Below are 17,173 nucleotides of genomic sequence, written 5' to 3'. Positions count from 1 at the left end.
AGTAACTGAAAACTCTCCCCACTCCCCACTCCCCATTCTTCACTCCCTACACCCCACTCCCCACACCCTACACCCCACACCCCACACCCTACACCCCACACCCCATTTCCCATTCCCCACTCCCCACTCCTATTGCATTCGATCGATCGTGCGATACTGAATTGCCTCTGCCACATGGTGAGTTTGTAGATGTTCCTCTCCGGCTAAGTCTGCGATCGTGCGGGCAACTTTGAGGATGCGATCGGTGGCTCTGGCAGACAGTCCTAACTTGCGAATCGCCGATTCTAGAAGGGTACGAGTGGCATCACTCAGTTGGCACCACCGCCGCAGGTGACGGCTCTGCATCTCCGCGTTACACCGCAGCGTCTCTTGCTGAAATCGGGCACGGGCGCGATCGCGAGCTTGCTGAACTCGTTCCCTCACAGAACTGGAGGCTTCCCCGGTGGCTTGTTGGGTCATTTCTTCCGGCTTCAACCGATTCACCGCTACTTGCAGATCGATCCGATCCATCAAAGGCCCCGATAACCGTGCCCAATATTGCTCCCGGTTGCGTGGCTTGCAGGTGCAGGGTTGAATTGTGTCGCCAAAGTAGCCACAGGGGCAGGGATTAGTGCTGGCAACTAGCGTGAATTGGGCTGGAAACATGACAGATTGCCGAGTCCGGGCAATGGTGACATAGCCATCTTCCAGGGGTTGTCGCAGGAATTCGAGCACATCTCGCTTAAACTCGGTTAATTCGTCAAGGAAGAGAATTCCCCGGTGTGCCAGCGAGATCTCCCCAGGTCGCGGGAAACTGCCTCCCCCCACCAGGGATGGCCCCGATGCGGAGTGGTGGGGACTGCGGAAGGGGCGATCGCCCACTAATGACCCCTTATCTCTTAACAATCCGGCAACTGAGTGGATTTGGGTGACTTCCAGAGCTTCTTCAAAGTTGAGCGGTGGCAGGATTGAGGGTAACCGTCGAGCCAGCATCGTTTTACCACTGCCAGGAGGTCCTACAAAGATCAGGTTATGCCCCCCAGCAGCAGCAATTTCCAATGCCCGTCGAGCGTGTGCCTGACCTTTAACATCCTTGAGATCCAACCCCCGAAATTGCGATCGCGCCAGTTCTTGTAACCCATCTACCTTCAAGGGTTTGTAGTGGTCTGGATAGTTCAAAAAGTCCGCTGCTTCGGAAAGATGCTGAAAGCCGTAGACCTCTAACCCCTTAACCACTGCTGCCTCACGGGCATTGTCTGCGGGAACGACCAATCCTTTGACTCCCATACGATGAGCCGCCGCAGCGATCGCCAAGACTCCAGTTACGGGACGCAATGCCCCATCTAGCGACACTTCACCCAAGAACAAGTAATCGTCTAAACTCTGACAGTTGACCTGTTCTGTCGCTGCCAAAATGCCGATGCTGATGGGCAAATCAAAGCTGGGTCCCTCTTTTCGCAGATCTGCTGGAGTCAGGTTAATCACAACCTTTCGCATCGGGACGGCATAGCCCGCATTCTTGAGTGCCGCTTTGACTCGTTCGCGGGACTCCTGAACGGCAGTGTCTGGCAAGCCCACGACGACAACCGCTGGTAGTCCGCCTGCGACATCCACCTCAACCCCAACTTTGATCGCGTCAATTCCAACGAGCGACGCACTCCAAACTCTGGAAAGCATTAGGCACCCTCAGCCAATTTTTCTTTCCCTAACGTGCCCGAAATTGCTCTATGGGAAACAAATTAGTGTGTTTGTAGCTATAAATGATGCTTAAATCCCACGCTGTTATGGCAAGGACTTTAAATTTGTGAAGTTCAATCCCCATGCCTTTTGCTGGTTTCTGATTCTATTTGCGCTTGAGGTGGCGATCGCCCTCTTCATCAAAGATCGCCTGATTCGTCCTTTAGTCGGTGATGTATTGGTGATCCTGCTGATTTTCTATGGGATGCGATCGCTGTTTCCAGTGCCAACCATGCGGTTAGCGATCGGAACGCTCATCTTTGCCTGGGCGATCGAGATCGCGCAATACTTCCGATTTGTGGAGCGGTTGGGATTGGCAGATAACCCCATTGCCAGAGTTGCGTTGGGTACGACCTTTGATTGGTTTGATGTAGTGGCATATGCGATCGGGGCGATCGTCGTTGTGTTGATTGAGCGCACACGGGAGAAGCATTCTCATTGACCGCGTATGAGGCTCCTTCCAGATCTCCGGTTTCTAATGATGTCAACCACACCCCTTTAAGGACGCTCCACCAGAAACCGGAGGTCTAAACTCTTCTGACGCTTAACCCCTGACCCCTGGCCATTGACCATTGACCATTGACCATTGACCATTGACCATTGACCATTGACTCCTGACTCCTGACCCCTGACCCCTGACCACTAACTATCGACCTTTATCTTTCGCTATACAATACTGCTGGCGTGATTCAACCAGTGCCATGAGCCAGACACAAGACAGCATTTTTACCAAGATCATTAAGCGGGAGATCCCAGCCGATATTGTTTACGAGGATGAGTTGGCGATCGCCTTCAAGGATGTCAATCCTCAAGCCCCGATTCATATCTTAGTCGTACCTAAACAGCCGATTGCTAAACTCTCTGACGCAGAATCTCAAGATCATCGGTTGATGGGGCATTTGTTACTAACTGTTAAGCGAGTCGCTGAACAGGCTGGGTTGGTTAACGGCTATCGAACCGTGATCAACACTGGCCCCGAAGGAGGGCAAACCGTCTTTCATCTTCACATTCATATCCTGGGTGGTCGCCCAATGGGTTGGCCTCCCGGTTGAACTCACTCCCTCTACAAAACTCCAGCTTCTTCAGGAAGTTGGAGTTTTTTTAACGCTTCGTAAAGCAATATTTTGTAACGTAAAGATAAAGCCTGTTTGTATCTAAAAATTTACAAATAATTTGGGTTTTAAAGTCGAAACAATTGTTGAGCAATGTAAATAAAACTCAATTAAGTAAATTGCTTGAAAAGCTCATAGAATAAAGGTTTTTCCTTGGAATATACGGTATCGTTTGAAGTTCCTTTTTAAGAAGAGTAACAATAATTTCTGAGGGATTTACAGCGTTGAATGAAATGCTTAACGTTAGTTATTACAGCAGTTTATTTAGCTGCTGATTTTGCTCATTTATATCCAAGCACTCATTAAATTATGACAACTACTCTCCAGCGTCGCGAAAGCGCAAGTGCATGGGAGCGGTTTTGTAACTGGGTCACCAGCACTGACAACCGGATTTATGTTGGTTGGTTCGGTGTGTTGATGATTCCTACCTTACTCGCCGCTACGATTTGCTTCATCATTGCCTTCGTTGCTGCACCTCCTGTAGACATCGATGGCATCCGTGAGCCTGTTTCTGGCTCCTTGCTTTATGGCAACAACATCATTTCTGGTGCTGTTGTTCCTTCCTCCAACGCCATTGGTTTGCACCTCTACCCCATTTGGGAAGCTGCATCCCTCGATGAGTGGCTCTATAACGGTGGCCCTTACCAGTTGGTATGCTTCCACTTCCTCATCGGCATCTTTGCTTACATGGGTCGTCAGTGGGAACTGAGCTACCGCTTGGGTATGCGCCCTTGGATCTGTGTTGCTTACTCCGCTCCTCTGGCCGCTGCAACTTCTGTATTCCTGATCTACCCCATCGGTCAGGGTTCTTTCTCTGACGGGATGCCTTTGGGTATCTCCGGAACCTTCAACTTCATGTTCGTGTTCCAGGCTGAGCACAACATTCTGATGCACCCCTTCCACATGTTGGGTGTAGCGGGTGTATTCGGTGGTTCTTTGTTCTCCGCCATGCACGGTTCTCTGGTGACTTCTTCCTTGGTTCGTGAAACAACCGAAACTGAATCCCAGAACTATGGTTACAAGTTTGGTCAAGAGGAAGAGACTTACAACATCGTTGCAGCGCATGGCTACTTCGGTCGTTTGATCTTCCAATATGCATCTTTTAACAACTCTCGCAGCTTGCACTTCTTCTTGGGTGCATGGCCTGTGGTTTGTATCTGGTTCACTGCTTTGGGCATCAGCACCATGGCGTTCAACCTGAATGGTTTCAACTTCAACCAGTCAGTGTTGGATTCTCAAGGTCGTGTGGTAAGCACCTGGGCAGACGTGTTGAACCGCGCCAACCTGGGTATGGAAGTAATGCACGAGCGCAACGCTCACAACTTCCCCCTCGATTTGGCATCGGGTGAAGCAACTCCAGTTGCATTTACCGCTCCTCAAATCAACGGCTAATTTCTAGCCCTGGTTTATTTCAAGAGGTGTTCTCCAAATGGAGGGCACCTCTTGTGTTTTAGGGCTGAATGTCTGACCAGTGACTACAGCAACCGCTATGATCGAGTTTTGAGCATTTGATGGAGGCACTCCAACGGTTTACACACGTCCCCTGGCTCGATTAATTGAGCAATTTCAACGATTACCTGGCATTGGTCCTAAAAGTGCCCAACGATTAGCACTGCATATTCTCAAGCGACCGGAAACAGAAGTGCAGGCACTGGCTCAGGCGTTAATGGAGGCAAAGCAGCAGGTTGGGCTTTGCTCAACGTGTTTTCATTTGTCAGCGGAGCCAGTTTGCGAGATTTGTCGTGCTTCCAACCGCGACGAGAGCACGATTTGTGTAGTGGCGGATTCTAAAGATGTGATTGCCCTGGAGAAGACCCGTGAATTTCAGGGCAAGTACCACGTTTTGGGAGGGCTAATTTCGCCAATGGATGGGATTGGTCCCGATCAACTCCATATCTCGCCGTTAGTACGACGGGTCAGCCAACCCCAAGTGAAGGAAGTGATTATGGCGATTAGCCCCAGTGTGGAGGGAGACACAACCACGTTGTATGTGGGGCATTTGCTGAAACCCTTTACCAAAGTGACCCGGATTGCCTTTGGGTTGCCGATGGGGGGTGATCTGGAGTATGCCGATGAGGTGACTCTAGCGCGAGCACTGGAGGGGCGGCGCGAGTTGGATTAGGGCTGACCCGCTTGAACAGGGGCGATCGCCTTTGTGATCCACGCAGGGTGACTGAGCAGAGCAGCCAACACCCTGACGCCTCGTAACTGATTAGACAGGGGAAGATGACCTCTGGGAGCACTCAAATCCCAGGTGAACTCGTTTGGATATCGAGTCCAACTGTTGCCCTTGCGCCAACCAATCTTCTCCCAGAGCTGATCCCAATTTTTGCCAACGCCAATCCACAACTCCCGTTGTACTGAAAAGCCAAATTTGCCATCGCAGTAAACCAACCAGAGTGTGTTGATGGTTTGTAAATCTGTGATGGGAAACCGCTCTACCTCAGTGAAATAGAGCCAGCGACGCTGTAGAGCCGTCTCGCCTGCTAACTCACACATTTTTTCGAGGGTGAGTTTATCAGCGGCTTGTAAATCCTGTTTCACCAGGAGGGATTGTAAGGGGGCGTAGTCAATTCCCCGTTCTGACGTGAGGGCGACTAACCCTTGGGGGAAGTGAGTTTGCAGAAACTCGTTTGTCTTCGGGTGGTCGGCATTAAACAGTACCTGATAGGCTTTGCCTTGTGCTGGAGTGACCGGGGTTGATCGCTGATCCAGCAAAAAATCCATCAGTACATCTAGCCCAGAGTCTCCTGAATCGGCTAGCTCTTGAATCAGCAATAGTTGAGTTTTGAGGGGTTCAAGCTTGAGGCGATCGCGTAAATCAGTCATAACAATGAGAGCGTTAATCGGGCATCGTGTGAGCACAGAACCCACTGGTGTTTAAGAAACGACGGTGAGAGTAGTCAGCAGTCAATCGTTACCTGAGTTCGAGATCAGGATTTTGGCAGTTGAAACAGCAACGATAGGAGCAAAATCGACCTGTGTCGGTTCGGCAAACCCTTGCTTTTCAGGAATCCGCGAAGGCAGACTTGGCTCCGGTAGCCGCGAGTTCATTCGCCGAGTGCAGAACTGCCGATCAGAATGGTGTGAGTTTTCGAGCTTAATCGTGCATATTGGATGAATTGATCGTTCTTAGGATCATAAATTAAATCCCACCAGCAATTCATTTTCAGGGATAAGCATTCCCAAAATCTCATACCGATCCAAACTGTCTCCGGGCAGGTTATTAGCTTTGGTCAGAAAGCTTAAGGCAACGGCAATGGCTCAAACCCTGATTCTGGCGGAGCTTTCCGATCTGCCTCCGCCCCATCGCATGTGGCTGCGGCTATAGTGTTTCGGCAGAAAGGGTTGGGTAACGCCGAACCTCTACAGAAGTGCTGTACCTGAAGTCAGGCAAATTTAAGGATAAGCAGAATTGAGAATGCGATCGATAATTTCGCTTGTGGAACTGGGAATCTTGACTTGAATGAGTTTGATTTGTCCGCCGTAGGCTTGCACAATAGGAGCTTCTGGCAGAGTATCCAGCCGATAATCGCCTCCCTTGGCATAGATCTCTGGTTGCAGTGCTTGAATCAGGGCGATCGCCGTTGTCTCTGGAAAGATCACCACCGCATTCACGGGTTTGAGAGCTGCCAGCACCTCCGCTCGCTGCAACTCTGGCACAATGGGGCGAGGTGGCTTGCCTGGAGGATTGGGTTTAATATTCTGGACGGATGCATCGCTATTCAAACCGACTACTAGCGATCGCCCCAACGCCCTAGCCTCTCGCAAATAGCGCACGTGCCCTGCGTGCAGCAGATCAAAGCAACCGTTTGTCAGTACCATTGGTCGCCACTGGTCAGGAGAATGGGCGACTGCCTGTTGCAGGTCAGCAAGCGAGTAGATACCAGGAATCATCTCATGTTCTGTTCCTTACTCCTCGTCTCCATGCCCCACTGGAGGACGATAGCCCTGCTCAAAGGCAAATCGGATCAGTTGGGAACGGTTTTCCAGTTGTAGTTTGCTGAGGATGTTACTCAGGTGAGTCTGGACTGTGCGAGGACTAACAAACAGGCGATCGCCAATTTGCTTGTTGGTATAGCCTTGAATCACTTCCCAAAACACCTTCTCTTCGGCTGGGGTCAGGGGTAGAGGGCTAGGGTGAGACGAATTGGTAGGGGTTTCGCCCCCTATCCCGTTCGATTGTTGAATCAACCGAATAATTTCAGAATGGATGCGGCGCGATCGCTCCAATTGGGCTTCAATTTTTGCCACAAGTTCTTTCGGCTCAAATGGCTTAACCAGATAATCGTCGGCTCCAATCTGGTGCCCCTGGACTCGGTCGTCAACCTCAGTGCGGCTAGACAGAAAAATGAAGGGAACCAACTGACCCGAGCGGGTAGCCCGCAAGCGACGACAAAATTCAAATCCGTCCATCTCTGGCATCATCACATCGGACACAACCAAATCAGGGGGATTTTGCTCAAACATTGCCAGCCCTTCGACTCCTGAGCTGGCATCCTGAACGGCATAGCCGCGATTTTGTAAATAGCGGATGATGGCTGTTCTCAATGTAATGTCGTCGTCAACGATTAAAATCTTCTTCATTCAAACTCCCACATAACCGTCCAGGCGTGGAATTGAAGGTAATCATAAATCCTTTATCTTAAAAAGTCTTGTTCTAAAGTGTCCTTTATCTCAATTCTCATTAAGGTCAAAGGATCAGGCGAGAATTCGAGAGATTTTCTTCTCCAAGAGAGCGAATACTCTTATGTTTCCTGCTTCTCTCAGCTTATTTCAGGTTGCACCATTTTTAAGTTAAGCCAGTTGTCTATTGACAAAAATCAATGCAACAATCACCAGTCTACATCTACATCTTAAAGATCGTAGATTTCACTACAAAAATCTGCCGTAACCACACGAAACTGACAAGATTGCTCACTTTGCTCAAAAGAGCTTCAAAATTAGAGCTATTATGCCACTGAGCTAGAGTTAGCAAGCAGGAGTTCGAAGGATATGTACGAGAAAATTGTTCCCCCCTCCGTTGGATCACGTATTACGTTCGAGAATGGTGAGCCTATTGTTCCCAATGATCCAATCATTCCCTTTATTCGCGGAGATGGAACAGGAGTAGACATTTGGCCCGCTGCCCAGAAGGTGTTTGATGCGGCGATCGCCAAAGCTTATAACGGACAACGCCACATCGTCTGGTTCAAGGTCTACGCCGGAGACGAAGCCTGTGATCTCTATGGTACTTATCAGTATTTACCGCAGGACACGCTGACAGCAATTCAGGAATATGGAGTTGCCATCAAAGGACCCCTGACAACCCCTGTTGGAGGCGGCATTCGTTCCCTTAACGTGGCGTTGCGTCAGATTCACGACCTCTACGCCTGTGTACGCCCCTGTAAGTACTACCCCGGCACACCGTCGCCTCACAAAACCCCCGAAAAGCTAGATGTGATTGTTTATCGAGAAAATACTGAAGATATCTATCTGGGAATTGAATGGAAACAGGGCAGCGAAGTGGGCGATCGCCTCATCAAAATCCTCAATGAAGAGTTGATTCCTGCGACCCCAGAACACGGCAAAAAGAAAATTCCCCTTGATGCTGGCATCGGCGTTAAACCCATTAGCAAAACAGGCTCTCAACGACTGGTGCGACGCGCCATCAAACACGCCCTGCGGCTGCCCAAGCACAAACAGATGGTGACGCTAGTGCACAAGGGCAACATCATGAAATATACCGAAGGGGCATTTCGCGATTGGGGCTATGAGTTAGCCACAACCGAATTTCGGGCGGAGTGCATTACAGAGCGGGAATCCTGGATTTTGGGCAATAAGGAGCGAAATCCCGATTTATCGGTAGAAGACAATGCCCGTCAGATCGAACCTGGCTATGATGCGCTCACTGCCGAGAAAAAAGCCAAGATCTGTGATGAGGTACAAGCAGTTCTGGATGCTATTTGGGACAGCCACGGCAACGGGCAGTGGAAAACCAAGATTATGGTGAACGATCGCATTGCCGATAGTATTTTCCAGCAAATTCAGACGCGCCCGGATGAGTACTCGATTTTAGCGACAATGAACCTGAACGGTGATTACTTGTCAGATGCGGCAGCGGCGATCGTTGGTGGTCTGGGCATGGGTCCCGGTGCCAATATTGGTGATGCCTGTGCCATCTTTGAGGCGACACACGGCACAGCCCCCAAACACGCTGGTCTAGACCGCATCAACCCTGGTTCGGTTATCCTCTCAGGGGTGATGATGTTGGAGTATATGGGCTGGCAGGAAGCCGCTGACTTGATCAAGAAGGGGATTGGAGCCGCGATTTCAAACCGGGAAGTAACTTATGACCTGGCACGCCTCATGGAACCCCCCGTTGAACCACCGCTGAAGTGCTCAGAGTTCGCAGACGCGATCATTCGCCACTTCTAAGAAGTAACCTCAACCGTAGCAAGATGTTTTTTGCAGGGGCGTATCGCAAAACGCCCCAACAGAGAAATTGTTACTAATAGAGTCGGCTTAAAACGTAGTCAGTCAGGTTAATCAGCGTTTGGCGCGAGTCGGAAGGAGCAAGTCGAGTGATGTGCTCAACCGCAAGTTGGGCGTGATGTGCAGCTAATTCTCGCGATCGCTGGATGCCCTGACTGTCTCTCACCAGTGCGATCGCCTGGTCTAGATCTCCCTCTTGAGCAAACTCGCGATCGATTAACACCTCCAAATAAGGCTTCTCCTCTAGCGCGTAGAGTACCGGAGCCGTCAAATTGCCGCTTTTGAGGTCAGAGCCTGCTGGCTTACCCAACGCATCGCTTGACCCAGTAAAGTCAAGGATGTCATCCACAATTTGGAAGGCAAGACCCAAATGACGACCGTAGCTGTAGAGATCTAACGCCAGTTCATCACTCACTCCACTCAGCAGCCCAGCAGATTTAGAGCTATTGGCAATCAAGGAAGCCGTTTTGTAATAGGTTTTTTCTAAATAAGCATCAATGCTGAGATTGGTATCAAACCGATTTAAGCCTTGTTGAATTTCCCCTTCGGCATAGTCCTTAATCACCTCTGACAACAGTTTCACAACCTCCAGATTGTCGAGATTTGCCAGATACCAGGATGCTTGCGCGAACAAAAAATCTCCCGCCAATACTGCCACTCGGTTACCAAAGCTAGCGTGAACGGTTGGCACACCTCGACGCAACTCCGATTCGTCGATGATGTCATCATGTACGAGGCTGGCTGTATGAATCATTTCCGTTAACTCCGCCAGGCGACGGTGCTTTGGCGTTGGCTCATGGGTCGGCATCGTAGCACGAGACACGAGCAACACAATCGCTGGTCTAAGCCGCTTTCCCCCTGCACCAAAGAGGTGCTCTGCTGCTGCGTATAGAATTGGGTGACGCGCGCCGACCAATTGCTTCAGATTTTCTGTGAGCTGATACAAGTCGGCTTCAACAGTAGAAAAGAGGGAGGTGGCTGAAGTCATGGATAGAGGCTTGTAAGTTATTTACGAAATTTTACATATCTTGTGTTTATTCTAAGACAACCCCTCTACTTCTGGGAAAGCTCAACCTATCTGTTTCACAGAATCTCGCAAGTATCGCTGGAACCATTAGAAATTTGTATTGTAAACAACGCTTGAGGAAGCGATTAAGGAAGACGCGATCGCCCACTATTGCAGAGTAGGTATTTTTACTAGTTGAAGTACGGTTTAAGTGAGTCTCAAAATGAGAAACATCTCAACTTTTACGCCGATATTGAGTGTCAATAAATCTTAGGGTTGATATCCCGAATGAACAACTCTACCAATCGCTAGAATCCCCTCCAGTTAAGAAAAACTGGCAATTGTAAGTTTTAAAGAAGGACTCAATTTTTTTCAAAAAAGTACGGATAAGTCATAAATCCTGTGTTAGTCTTATAAGTAAGGATTTCAAAATTTCATAAATCTGGTCACGGTAGATCTGCGGTAACTGTTCTGTTCCGATGCAGGTGATATGGGTCAGGATTGAGTTCAAGTAATTGGATTCTGTTTTCCTGATTTCTGATTGCCGAGTTGAGCAGTCTTTCCTCCAGAGTGGAGGTTTGATCGCCCTGGTTTCATCTTTTGATGAGGCTCGGTTTGTTTAGCTCGGTGTCGGCTCTGGTTCAGTTAGGCAAATCTTGCTGAGAGATTGAGTCGGGGTTGGCTGTTAGTGTCCCCACTTTGGCATCACTGCCTATGCTACTGGCGCACGATCTATGTTGCGCCACATATTTTGTTGCTCTTATGTAATTTCCTATTTCCACTCCTCACGGGTAAGGCTATGACTTATAACGGCATTCCATTCATTATTCCTATCTTGGCGGCGGGTTATCTGTTGGTCATTTATGTGTTGCTGATGCTGGTGCAGCGATCGCGAGCGTAGGGGCGATCGTTCCTGATGCTATCTCGACGCGACGTTAATACCAATTCAATAATTTTAGGTAGGGGTTTGACATGTCAAACCCCTACTGGCTATTTGAGTCAGAAACTTGATTTGTAAGCGTCAACTGTCTACAGACGCAGAACAAACGCGAGTATCTGCCTCATCAAACACCTGGATCTGCTCTATTTGCGGTGAAAAGCCTAACCATTGATGCGCGAGTGATACAAACTGCCCGATCTGCCCACTGACACAGAACCGGGTGGGTAGAGGCGGATGCGTATTTCTCAAACCCAGCACATCTAGCTCTTGAGCAGCAGCGTGAACAACATGCACGGCAGGGTCAACCAGGGTAACCTGACTCGGCAAGAGCGTTTTGATCACGGGGGAGAGGTGGGGATAATGGGTACACCCGTATACCAGAGTATCGATTTGCTGATCGATGAGCGGCGTGAGATAGTCCTGCGCCACTTTAAAGGTATAGGGGTCTTGCAGGCGATTTTGCTCAATTAGGGGGACAAATTCTGGACAGCCAATCTGCCAAACCTGGGCACTGGGGTTGATTTCAGCGATCGCCCGACGATAGGCATGACTGGCGGCCGTTGCCGGGGTCGCAATCACCCCAATTCGGCTTCCCTGTTGTACAGCAGCTCGCGCCCCCGGCAAGATGACTCCCAAAATTGGAACCGCAAACTCAGCCTGAACCGTTTCCAGTGCCAGCGCGGAACTGGTGTTGCACGCCATGAGCACCATCTTGACGTGTTGCTGTTGCAGCCATGTCAAAATCTCACGAGTAAACTGGATAATCTCAGATTGAGAACGGGTGCCGTAGGGCAGGTGAGCCGTATCGGCAACATATAAAACCGATTCGTGGGGTAACTGACGATAGACCTCTCGCAACACCGTTAAACCGCCAACACCACTGTCAAAAACCGCAATGCGGGCATGTGGGTCATTGGGCGATAGAGCAGGAGACGATGCAAAAAAATAGGGTTGCGGGTCGGTGGATAGTCCAGTAAGTTCAGGTGAATGATTGGGGAAGTTTGGTACGGGGAATGGCATCAAACTAAAGTTTTATTTAGAAGTTTTGCTGAATATATTGCAGGATACCGCGAGCGATCGCCACAGCCATTTGGCTACGGAAGTTGGGATCTCTGAGAAGGCGAGCATCTTGGGCACCCGTGACAAATCCAGTTTCAATTAAGACGGCTGGCATGGAAGTATTGCGGATGACATAAAATCGTGCTCTACGCACCCCGCGATCGTTCATCCCAGTTTCACGCACCAGTGTATTGTGGATTACCTGGGCTAATCTTCCTCCCTGAGGAGAGTAATAGTATGTTTCCAACCCATTCACATCGGGTCGGCTCATGCTGATAGCGTTAGCATGAATGCTGACAAACAGATCTGCATTTGCCCGTTCGGCAATTTGGACACGGGGAGCCAGATCGAGGTCACGATCCTCGCGGCGCGTCAAGACCACTTGCACCCCCTGTTGCTCCAGTAGAGAAGCCACCTGCAAGCTGATGGGTAAGACAATATCGACTTCACGCAAACCCCCAATGCCGATTGCCCCTGGATCAGGACCACCATGACCCGGATCAATCACCACAACAATACGACCATTCCGAACGCTGGGAAGAGGTCCGGATGGTGTTGGTACCGTTGGTCGTCCAATGGTAGGGGGGACGGGATCGCCACGTCGTTGTATCGGCAGGGCAAGGAGTTGCCGTCCGGGTTGGTTGATTTGCCCAAAGCGGACACCTGCGGCTGGTTGCAACAGAATGACAACTGTATCCTCATCCTCTTGCCGCAACCGGATACTGAGCAGAGGGCTGCCCTGCCCCAACTGCGGACCCTGAATATTTTCTGCCAGCTCAGCGGAGGGAATGGTAATGCGATAGGCAAGTGTTGTCCGATCCCAGCCTGTGGTGTAGGTAATGGGCTGGTTGGCTCGAATTAGTAGTTGATTGCCATCGGGAGCCAGTTCGATCGCCTGAACAGTGGCGCGTTGTCGGGGTGGGGGTGTGACAGGAGTAGGAGAGGGGCGATCGCTGGGAGGACGAGTTGCCACACTGCCAGCGGAGGGGATGATGACGATGCCACCCAAACTGCTGCTGTTAGCCTGCCATTCACTGTCTTCATCCGATAATTCCAACGTAATCCGGGCAACGGGAGGGGAGGTCTGAGCCTGTTCGATTCGCAGTCGTTCTACCCCGTTGTTGTTCACCGTGATTTCTCGCTCCAGCAGTTGGGGAGAGAGGGCTGTGTTGGCGAGGTCAAAGGTGATCTGGCGGCGATCGCGGCTGCGTTGAACGTCAATCTCTGGCTGTGCCCCGCGCGTGCGAATAAAAAACCCATCGGGAGTCACCCGTGCTCCTTCGAGTTGCGTTGCCGCTCCAGAGATGGCCGGTGTCGTGGGGGATGGGGAAGCGGTTGTAGGTGGAGTGATGGACGGTGCGTTGGGGTCAGTGGCTTGTGGCGCGGGCAACTGCACCATCCATTGAGTGGGTGTGGCTCCCCGCACCATAATCTGTTGCGGGTCGAGGGTATAGCCCTGAACGAGTTCAATCACAATTCGGGTGGTCTGAGCATCAAACTGCGCCACCCGCACCTCTCGAATCGCACCCCCCACAGGTTGACTCAGGGGCGATCGCCCCAATGTAGTCCCCGGTAGATCAATCACCAAGCGCGTCGGATTGGATAACAATTGCGCTCTGGGCTGAACTCCATCATCAGTTGTGAAAACAAGGCGATTTTCACTGGCATTAAAACGCCAAAACTGGAGTCTGGCAGCGTCTGCTGGAGCCGCGATAAGCAGGGCACCGACGGCACCCAGCAAACCGGGAAGGAACCGATAAAATCTCACTGTAAACCTCTACAAAAACCGGCTATGAATCACACAGGTGAATCCTCACTGCACAATTCTTCTTGTTTTAGCAACAGCTAGATTAACTAGGACGGGGTGCAGGAGAAGAGTTCCAAACTGGGGTAACACCCCACACCCGTTTGATTTCAATGTCCTAAATTCTCTGCAACCGCTATAACGGCAAGAATCTTTAACGTAAATACGTGCAATGCAGTTTGTAATCAGGGAGTTTCAATGGGGAAGCGTTGCCAGTTTAGCACCTCGTTTGATGGCTTTAACCGGATTGAGACTCCTGAATCGATTCGACCTCGGAGGCAGAGGTCTGTGGGCTAGAGGTGACTAATGGAGGATTATCAGAACCATCTAAAACGGCGATCGCTGGATCTGTCACACTCCCCTCAGTTGGGGCAGCTTGAAATACCACCCGCAGCAACGCCGGAGCCAAAAACGTGGTTAAAATCACCATGACAATAATGGCAGCCTCCAGCGACTGTGACAGCACACCCGTAGCTGAGCCGACCCCCACAAACACCAGACCGACCTCACCTCGTGGAATCATGCCTACGCCGATCGCCAGTCGGTTAATGCCCGGTTGACCAAACACCGCTAACCCGGTGACCACCTTTCCGATGATTGCCACGACGATCAAAAACGTCGCGATAATCAACCCTTCTCGGTTGGCAGGGTCAAGGGGATTCAGGACACTCACATCGGTTCGGGCTCCCACTGTCACGAAGAAGATGGGAACCAGGATGTCTGCTACTGGAATAACCTGTTCCTCTAGTTCATGCCGTTTTTCAGTTTCTGCCAGCACTAACCCCGCTGCGAACGCACCCAAAATGGCCTCTAGTTGGATGGCTGCCCCGATGTAAGCCAGCACAAAGGTAAAGATGAGGGACGATAACAGCAGTTGCCCACGAGTATTCATCCGGTTGACCAGGGCGACAAAGTAAGGACTGAGGAAACGTCCCAAAAAAATCGACCCAATCAAAAAGACGGCGGCACCGACTATTAAATAGACAACCTGAGAAATCTCAATTTCCCCTGTCTTTGCCAGACTGGCAACCACAGCCAGGACAATAATGCCGAGCACATCATCCAATACGGCTGCGCCAATGATGATCTGACCCTCTCGTGAGCTCAGGCGTTGTAACTCAGCCAGCACCTTAGCTGTAATACCAATGCTGGTTGCAGTTAGAGCCGCACCTGCAAACACAGCAGGAATGGTTGGCACGCCAAAGAGGGCAATCAATCCGGCAGTTCCCGCTGCAAACGGGACGGCTACCCCCACCACAGCGACCACGGCGGCTTGTGGTCCCACTCGAATTAACTCTTTTAGATCAGATTCCAGACCGATCTCGAATAACAGAATAATGACACCCAATTCTGCCAGAACGGAAATGACTTCGCTTTCTGCTTGAAACACACCAAAGGCAGATTCGGGTTCTAACCCAGTGGTCATCTGCAAAAAGGAGAGGATGGCTGAATCAGGGGTGCCAGAGCCTTCTGGGAAGACGATGAGATGCAGAGCTGAGACTCCGACGATGACTCCTCCGATTAATTCCCCCAACACCGATGGCAGATTGATGCGAGCACAAATCTCGCCTCCTAACTTAGCCGCAAAATAGATCACAACCAAACTCAGCAAGACTGCCGCTAATACGAGTGGTCCGCTTTCGGCTTCAGGGGCAGCCGCGAGCAAGGATGGAACTCGGAACGAGGGAACCATCCAGCAATTTGGGCTGATGTTGCTTATCCAAGCCATTGGATCAACCATGTGCTTAACAAAACTCATTGCTGTCTACTGTACATGGTTCTTTTCAAGATGCAGCGATCGCCCAGGACCAATTCGCAAGAATTTGCCAGAGCTAGACAAAAACTCGGTGTTTGAGGGAGGGCATTTGTCGCCGCACCTGTTCTAGTCGAGATGGCTCAATCGAGGCGATCGCCACTCCGGGTTTGTCACCTGCGTCTGCCAGCACCACACCCCACGGGTCAATAATGACCGCATGACCATGAGACTGTCGCAGCGAGTTGTGTCGTCCCGTCTGTGCTGGAGCGACGACATAGCAGGTATTTTCGATCGCTCGTGCCTGAAGCAGCACCTGCCAGTGGTCTTTTCCGGTATATGCCGTAAATGCAGCGGGGACAAAGAGAACTTCCGCTCCCATTTGAGAGAGATGGCGGTAGAGTTCTGGGAAGCGGACATCGTAGCAAACTGACAAGCCGATGTGCCCCAACTCTTTAGAGGGATGCACGGGAGGGAGTTGGATGCCTGCCAGGACAGTTTGCGATTCCTGATAGGTGTTGCCATCGGGCAGGTTGACATCAAACAGGTGAACTTTTTCGTAGCGAGCCAGATTCTCCCCATTGGGACCCACTAACAAGGCAGTGTTGTTGACTTTGCCCCCATCCGTAGGCACTGGGAAACCGCCCCCCAACAGCGTCACCTGGTAACGTTGCGCCATTGTCCGCAAAAACTTTTCACTGGCTTGGGCGATCGCCTCTGCCTGTTTCATCTTGGCGACTTCGTCTCCTAAAAACGAGAAGTTTTCTGGCAACCCAATTAACTCTGCCCCCTGGCGTACAGCCAGATCAATTAGATCTTCAGCTTGTGCCAAATTTTTTTCTAAATCAGGCAGACTATTCATCTGCACCGCAGCAGCCAGATAAGACTTCATAGACGTAGCGTGGTGAAACGAGGATCGGTTGTGAAAATACCCGTAAACGGGTGCTTGTCATCATTTAATCTTAGATTTTCCCCCAAAAGGAGGACAGGTTCTGAATGAATTTGTATTACAGCTCCTAGAATTCTAGTCTGGAATATAAATTTATTTTCATCAGAAAATAAATAAACCCGGATTATCTGTTGAAGTTTTGGTGAACAACGATCTATTTCAAGCTGAATGGGTAACCATTGAAAAAATGATTTTCGCTTTTCTGGCAAAGGTTGATAACTCAAAACAGCATTTAGTTTTTGCGATTCACCTGACCTTGTAAAAGAGAAGAAGCTATTGTGTTTCCCAGATCGGCCTACGGTTTGTTGCTATCAACATTTCATTCACTTGATGTATAGCTGCGTCATAAAGGGGTAAAAA

14 protein-coding genes and 1 pseudogene are annotated in these 17,173 nt (G+C 50.3%); 5 read left to right on the top strand and 10 right to left on the bottom strand.

Annotation, left to right across the window (positions count from 1 at the left end):
* Positions 1–129: 129 nt before the first annotated feature.
* Positions 130–1,656, bottom strand: a complete 1,527-nt coding sequence (locus H6G89_RS19555) for a YifB family Mg chelatase-like AAA ATPase (RefSeq protein ID WP_190509511.1) — start codon at positions 1,654–1,656, stop codon at positions 130–132.
* A 127-nt stretch (positions 1,657–1,783) separates the two neighbouring features.
* Between H6G89_RS19555 and H6G89_RS35135 the strand changes: the two genes are divergently transcribed.
* The 4 genes and pseudogenes from H6G89_RS35135 to recR form a co-directional block, all read left to right on the top strand.
* A complete protein-coding gene (locus H6G89_RS35135) occupies positions 1,784–2,158 on the top strand; it encodes a ribosomal maturation YjgA family protein (RefSeq protein WP_190509509.1) in 375 nt (124 codons plus the stop codon).
* A gap of 259 nt (positions 2,159–2,417) precedes the next feature.
* Positions 2,418–2,768 (top strand): histidine triad nucleotide-binding protein, encoded by a 351-nt coding sequence (locus H6G89_RS19545; RefSeq protein ID WP_190509507.1) that lies wholly within the window; start codon positions 2,418–2,420, stop codon positions 2,766–2,768.
* Positions 2,769–3,137: 369 nt separating this feature from the next.
* Complete coding sequence (gene psbA / locus H6G89_RS19540) at positions 3,138–4,220, top strand: photosystem II q(b) protein (RefSeq protein WP_190509504.1); 1,083 nt, start codon at positions 3,138–3,140, stop codon at positions 4,218–4,220.
* Positions 4,221–4,356: 136 nt separating this feature from the next.
* Positions 4,357–4,950 (top strand): annotated as a pseudogene (recR, locus tag H6G89_RS19535) (recombination mediator RecR); the annotation flags it as partial.
* Here recR and H6G89_RS19530 read toward each other — a convergent pair.
* From H6G89_RS19530 to H6G89_RS19515, 4 genes are all read right to left on the bottom strand, one after another.
* Positions 4,947–5,657 (bottom strand): GUN4 domain-containing protein, encoded by a 711-nt coding sequence (locus H6G89_RS19530; protein WP_190509502.1) that lies wholly within the window; start codon positions 5,655–5,657, stop codon positions 4,947–4,949. The pseudogene recR and the gene H6G89_RS19530 overlap by 4 nt on opposite strands.
* A gap of 81 nt (positions 5,658–5,738) precedes the next feature.
* Positions 5,739–5,882, bottom strand: coding sequence for a hypothetical protein (locus H6G89_RS19525; RefSeq protein WP_190509500.1), 144 nt, complete (start codon positions 5,880–5,882; stop codon positions 5,739–5,741).
* Positions 5,883–6,227: 345 nt separating this feature from the next.
* Entirely contained in the window at positions 6,228–6,725 is a 498-nt protein-coding gene (locus H6G89_RS19520) for an adenylyltransferase/cytidyltransferase family protein (protein WP_190509498.1), read from the bottom strand.
* 15 nt (positions 6,726–6,740) lie between these two features.
* Positions 6,741–7,415, bottom strand: coding sequence for a response regulator transcription factor (locus H6G89_RS19515; protein ID WP_190509496.1), 675 nt, complete (start codon positions 7,413–7,415; stop codon positions 6,741–6,743).
* Between the two features lie 408 nt (positions 7,416–7,823).
* Between H6G89_RS19515 and H6G89_RS19510 the strand changes: the two genes are divergently transcribed.
* Positions 7,824–9,245 (top strand): NADP-dependent isocitrate dehydrogenase, encoded by a 1,422-nt coding sequence (locus H6G89_RS19510; RefSeq protein ID WP_190509494.1) that lies wholly within the window; start codon positions 7,824–7,826, stop codon positions 9,243–9,245.
* A 73-nt stretch (positions 9,246–9,318) separates the two neighbouring features.
* On the opposite strand, the gene sds is transcribed toward H6G89_RS19510, so the two are convergent.
* From sds to H6G89_RS19485, 5 genes are all read right to left on the bottom strand, one after another.
* Complete coding sequence (gene sds / locus H6G89_RS19505; protein ID WP_190509492.1) at positions 9,319–10,290, bottom strand: solanesyl diphosphate synthase; 972 nt, start codon at positions 10,288–10,290, stop codon at positions 9,319–9,321.
* Positions 10,291–11,329: 1,039 nt separating this feature from the next.
* The gene (gene murI / locus H6G89_RS19500; protein ID WP_190509490.1) at positions 11,330–12,268 is read right to left on the bottom strand and encodes a glutamate racemase; all 939 of its coding nucleotides are present in this window, start codon (positions 12,266–12,268) and stop codon (positions 11,330–11,332) included.
* A gap of 16 nt (positions 12,269–12,284) precedes the next feature.
* Positions 12,285–14,075, bottom strand: coding sequence for an N-acetylmuramoyl-L-alanine amidase (locus H6G89_RS19495; protein WP_309230030.1), 1,791 nt, complete (start codon positions 14,073–14,075; stop codon positions 12,285–12,287).
* Positions 14,076–14,349: 274 nt separating this feature from the next.
* Positions 14,350–15,804 (bottom strand): cation:proton antiporter, encoded by a 1,455-nt coding sequence (locus H6G89_RS19490; RefSeq protein WP_339384503.1) that lies wholly within the window; start codon positions 15,802–15,804, stop codon positions 14,350–14,352.
* A 139-nt stretch (positions 15,805–15,943) separates the two neighbouring features.
* Positions 15,944–16,756, bottom strand: coding sequence for a carbon-nitrogen hydrolase family protein (locus tag H6G89_RS19485; protein WP_190509488.1), 813 nt, complete (start codon positions 16,754–16,756; stop codon positions 15,944–15,946).
* Between the last annotated feature and the right edge of the window lie 417 nt (positions 16,757–17,173).

Origin of the sequence: Oscillatoria sp. FACHB-1407, from assembly GCF_014697545.1 — a bacterium.
Taxonomy (GTDB): Bacteria; Cyanobacteriota; Cyanobacteriia; order Elainellales; family Elainellaceae; genus FACHB-1407.
This window is presented reverse-complemented; position numbering and strand designations above follow the sequence as displayed.

Coding starts and splice junctions, on each gene's coding strand:
- H6G89_RS19555 (WP_190509511.1), bottom strand. CDS start 1,656: ATGCTTTCCAGAGTTTGGAGTGCGTCGCTCGTTGGAATTGACGCGATC.
- H6G89_RS19545 (WP_190509507.1), top strand. CDS start 2,418: ATGAGCCAGACACAAGACAGCATTTTTACCAAGATCATTAAGCGGGAG.
- psbA (WP_190509504.1), top strand. CDS start 3,138: ATGACAACTACTCTCCAGCGTCGCGAAAGCGCAAGTGCATGGGAGCGG.
- H6G89_RS19530 (WP_190509502.1), bottom strand. CDS start 5,657: ATGACTGATTTACGCGATCGCCTCAAGCTTGAACCCCTCAAAACTCAA.
- H6G89_RS19525 (WP_190509500.1), bottom strand. CDS start 5,882: ATGAACTCGCGGCTACCGGAGCCAAGTCTGCCTTCGCGGATTCCTGAA.
- H6G89_RS19520 (WP_190509498.1), bottom strand. CDS start 6,725: ATGATTCCTGGTATCTACTCGCTTGCTGACCTGCAACAGGCAGTCGCC.
- H6G89_RS19515 (WP_190509496.1), bottom strand. CDS start 7,415: ATGAAGAAGATTTTAATCGTTGACGACGACATTACATTGAGAACAGCC.
- H6G89_RS19510 (WP_190509494.1), top strand. CDS start 7,824: ATGTACGAGAAAATTGTTCCCCCCTCCGTTGGATCACGTATTACGTTC.
- sds (WP_190509492.1), bottom strand. CDS start 10,290: ATGACTTCAGCCACCTCCCTCTTTTCTACTGTTGAAGCCGACTTGTAT.
- murI (WP_190509490.1), bottom strand. CDS start 12,268: ATGCCATTCCCCGTACCAAACTTCCCCAATCATTCACCTGAACTTACT.
- H6G89_RS19490 (WP_339384503.1), bottom strand. CDS start 15,804: ATGGTTCCCTCGTTCCGAGTTCCATCCTTGCTCGCGGCTGCCCCTGAA.
- H6G89_RS19485 (WP_190509488.1), bottom strand. CDS start 16,756: ATGAAGTCTTATCTGGCTGCTGCGGTGCAGATGAATAGTCTGCCTGAT.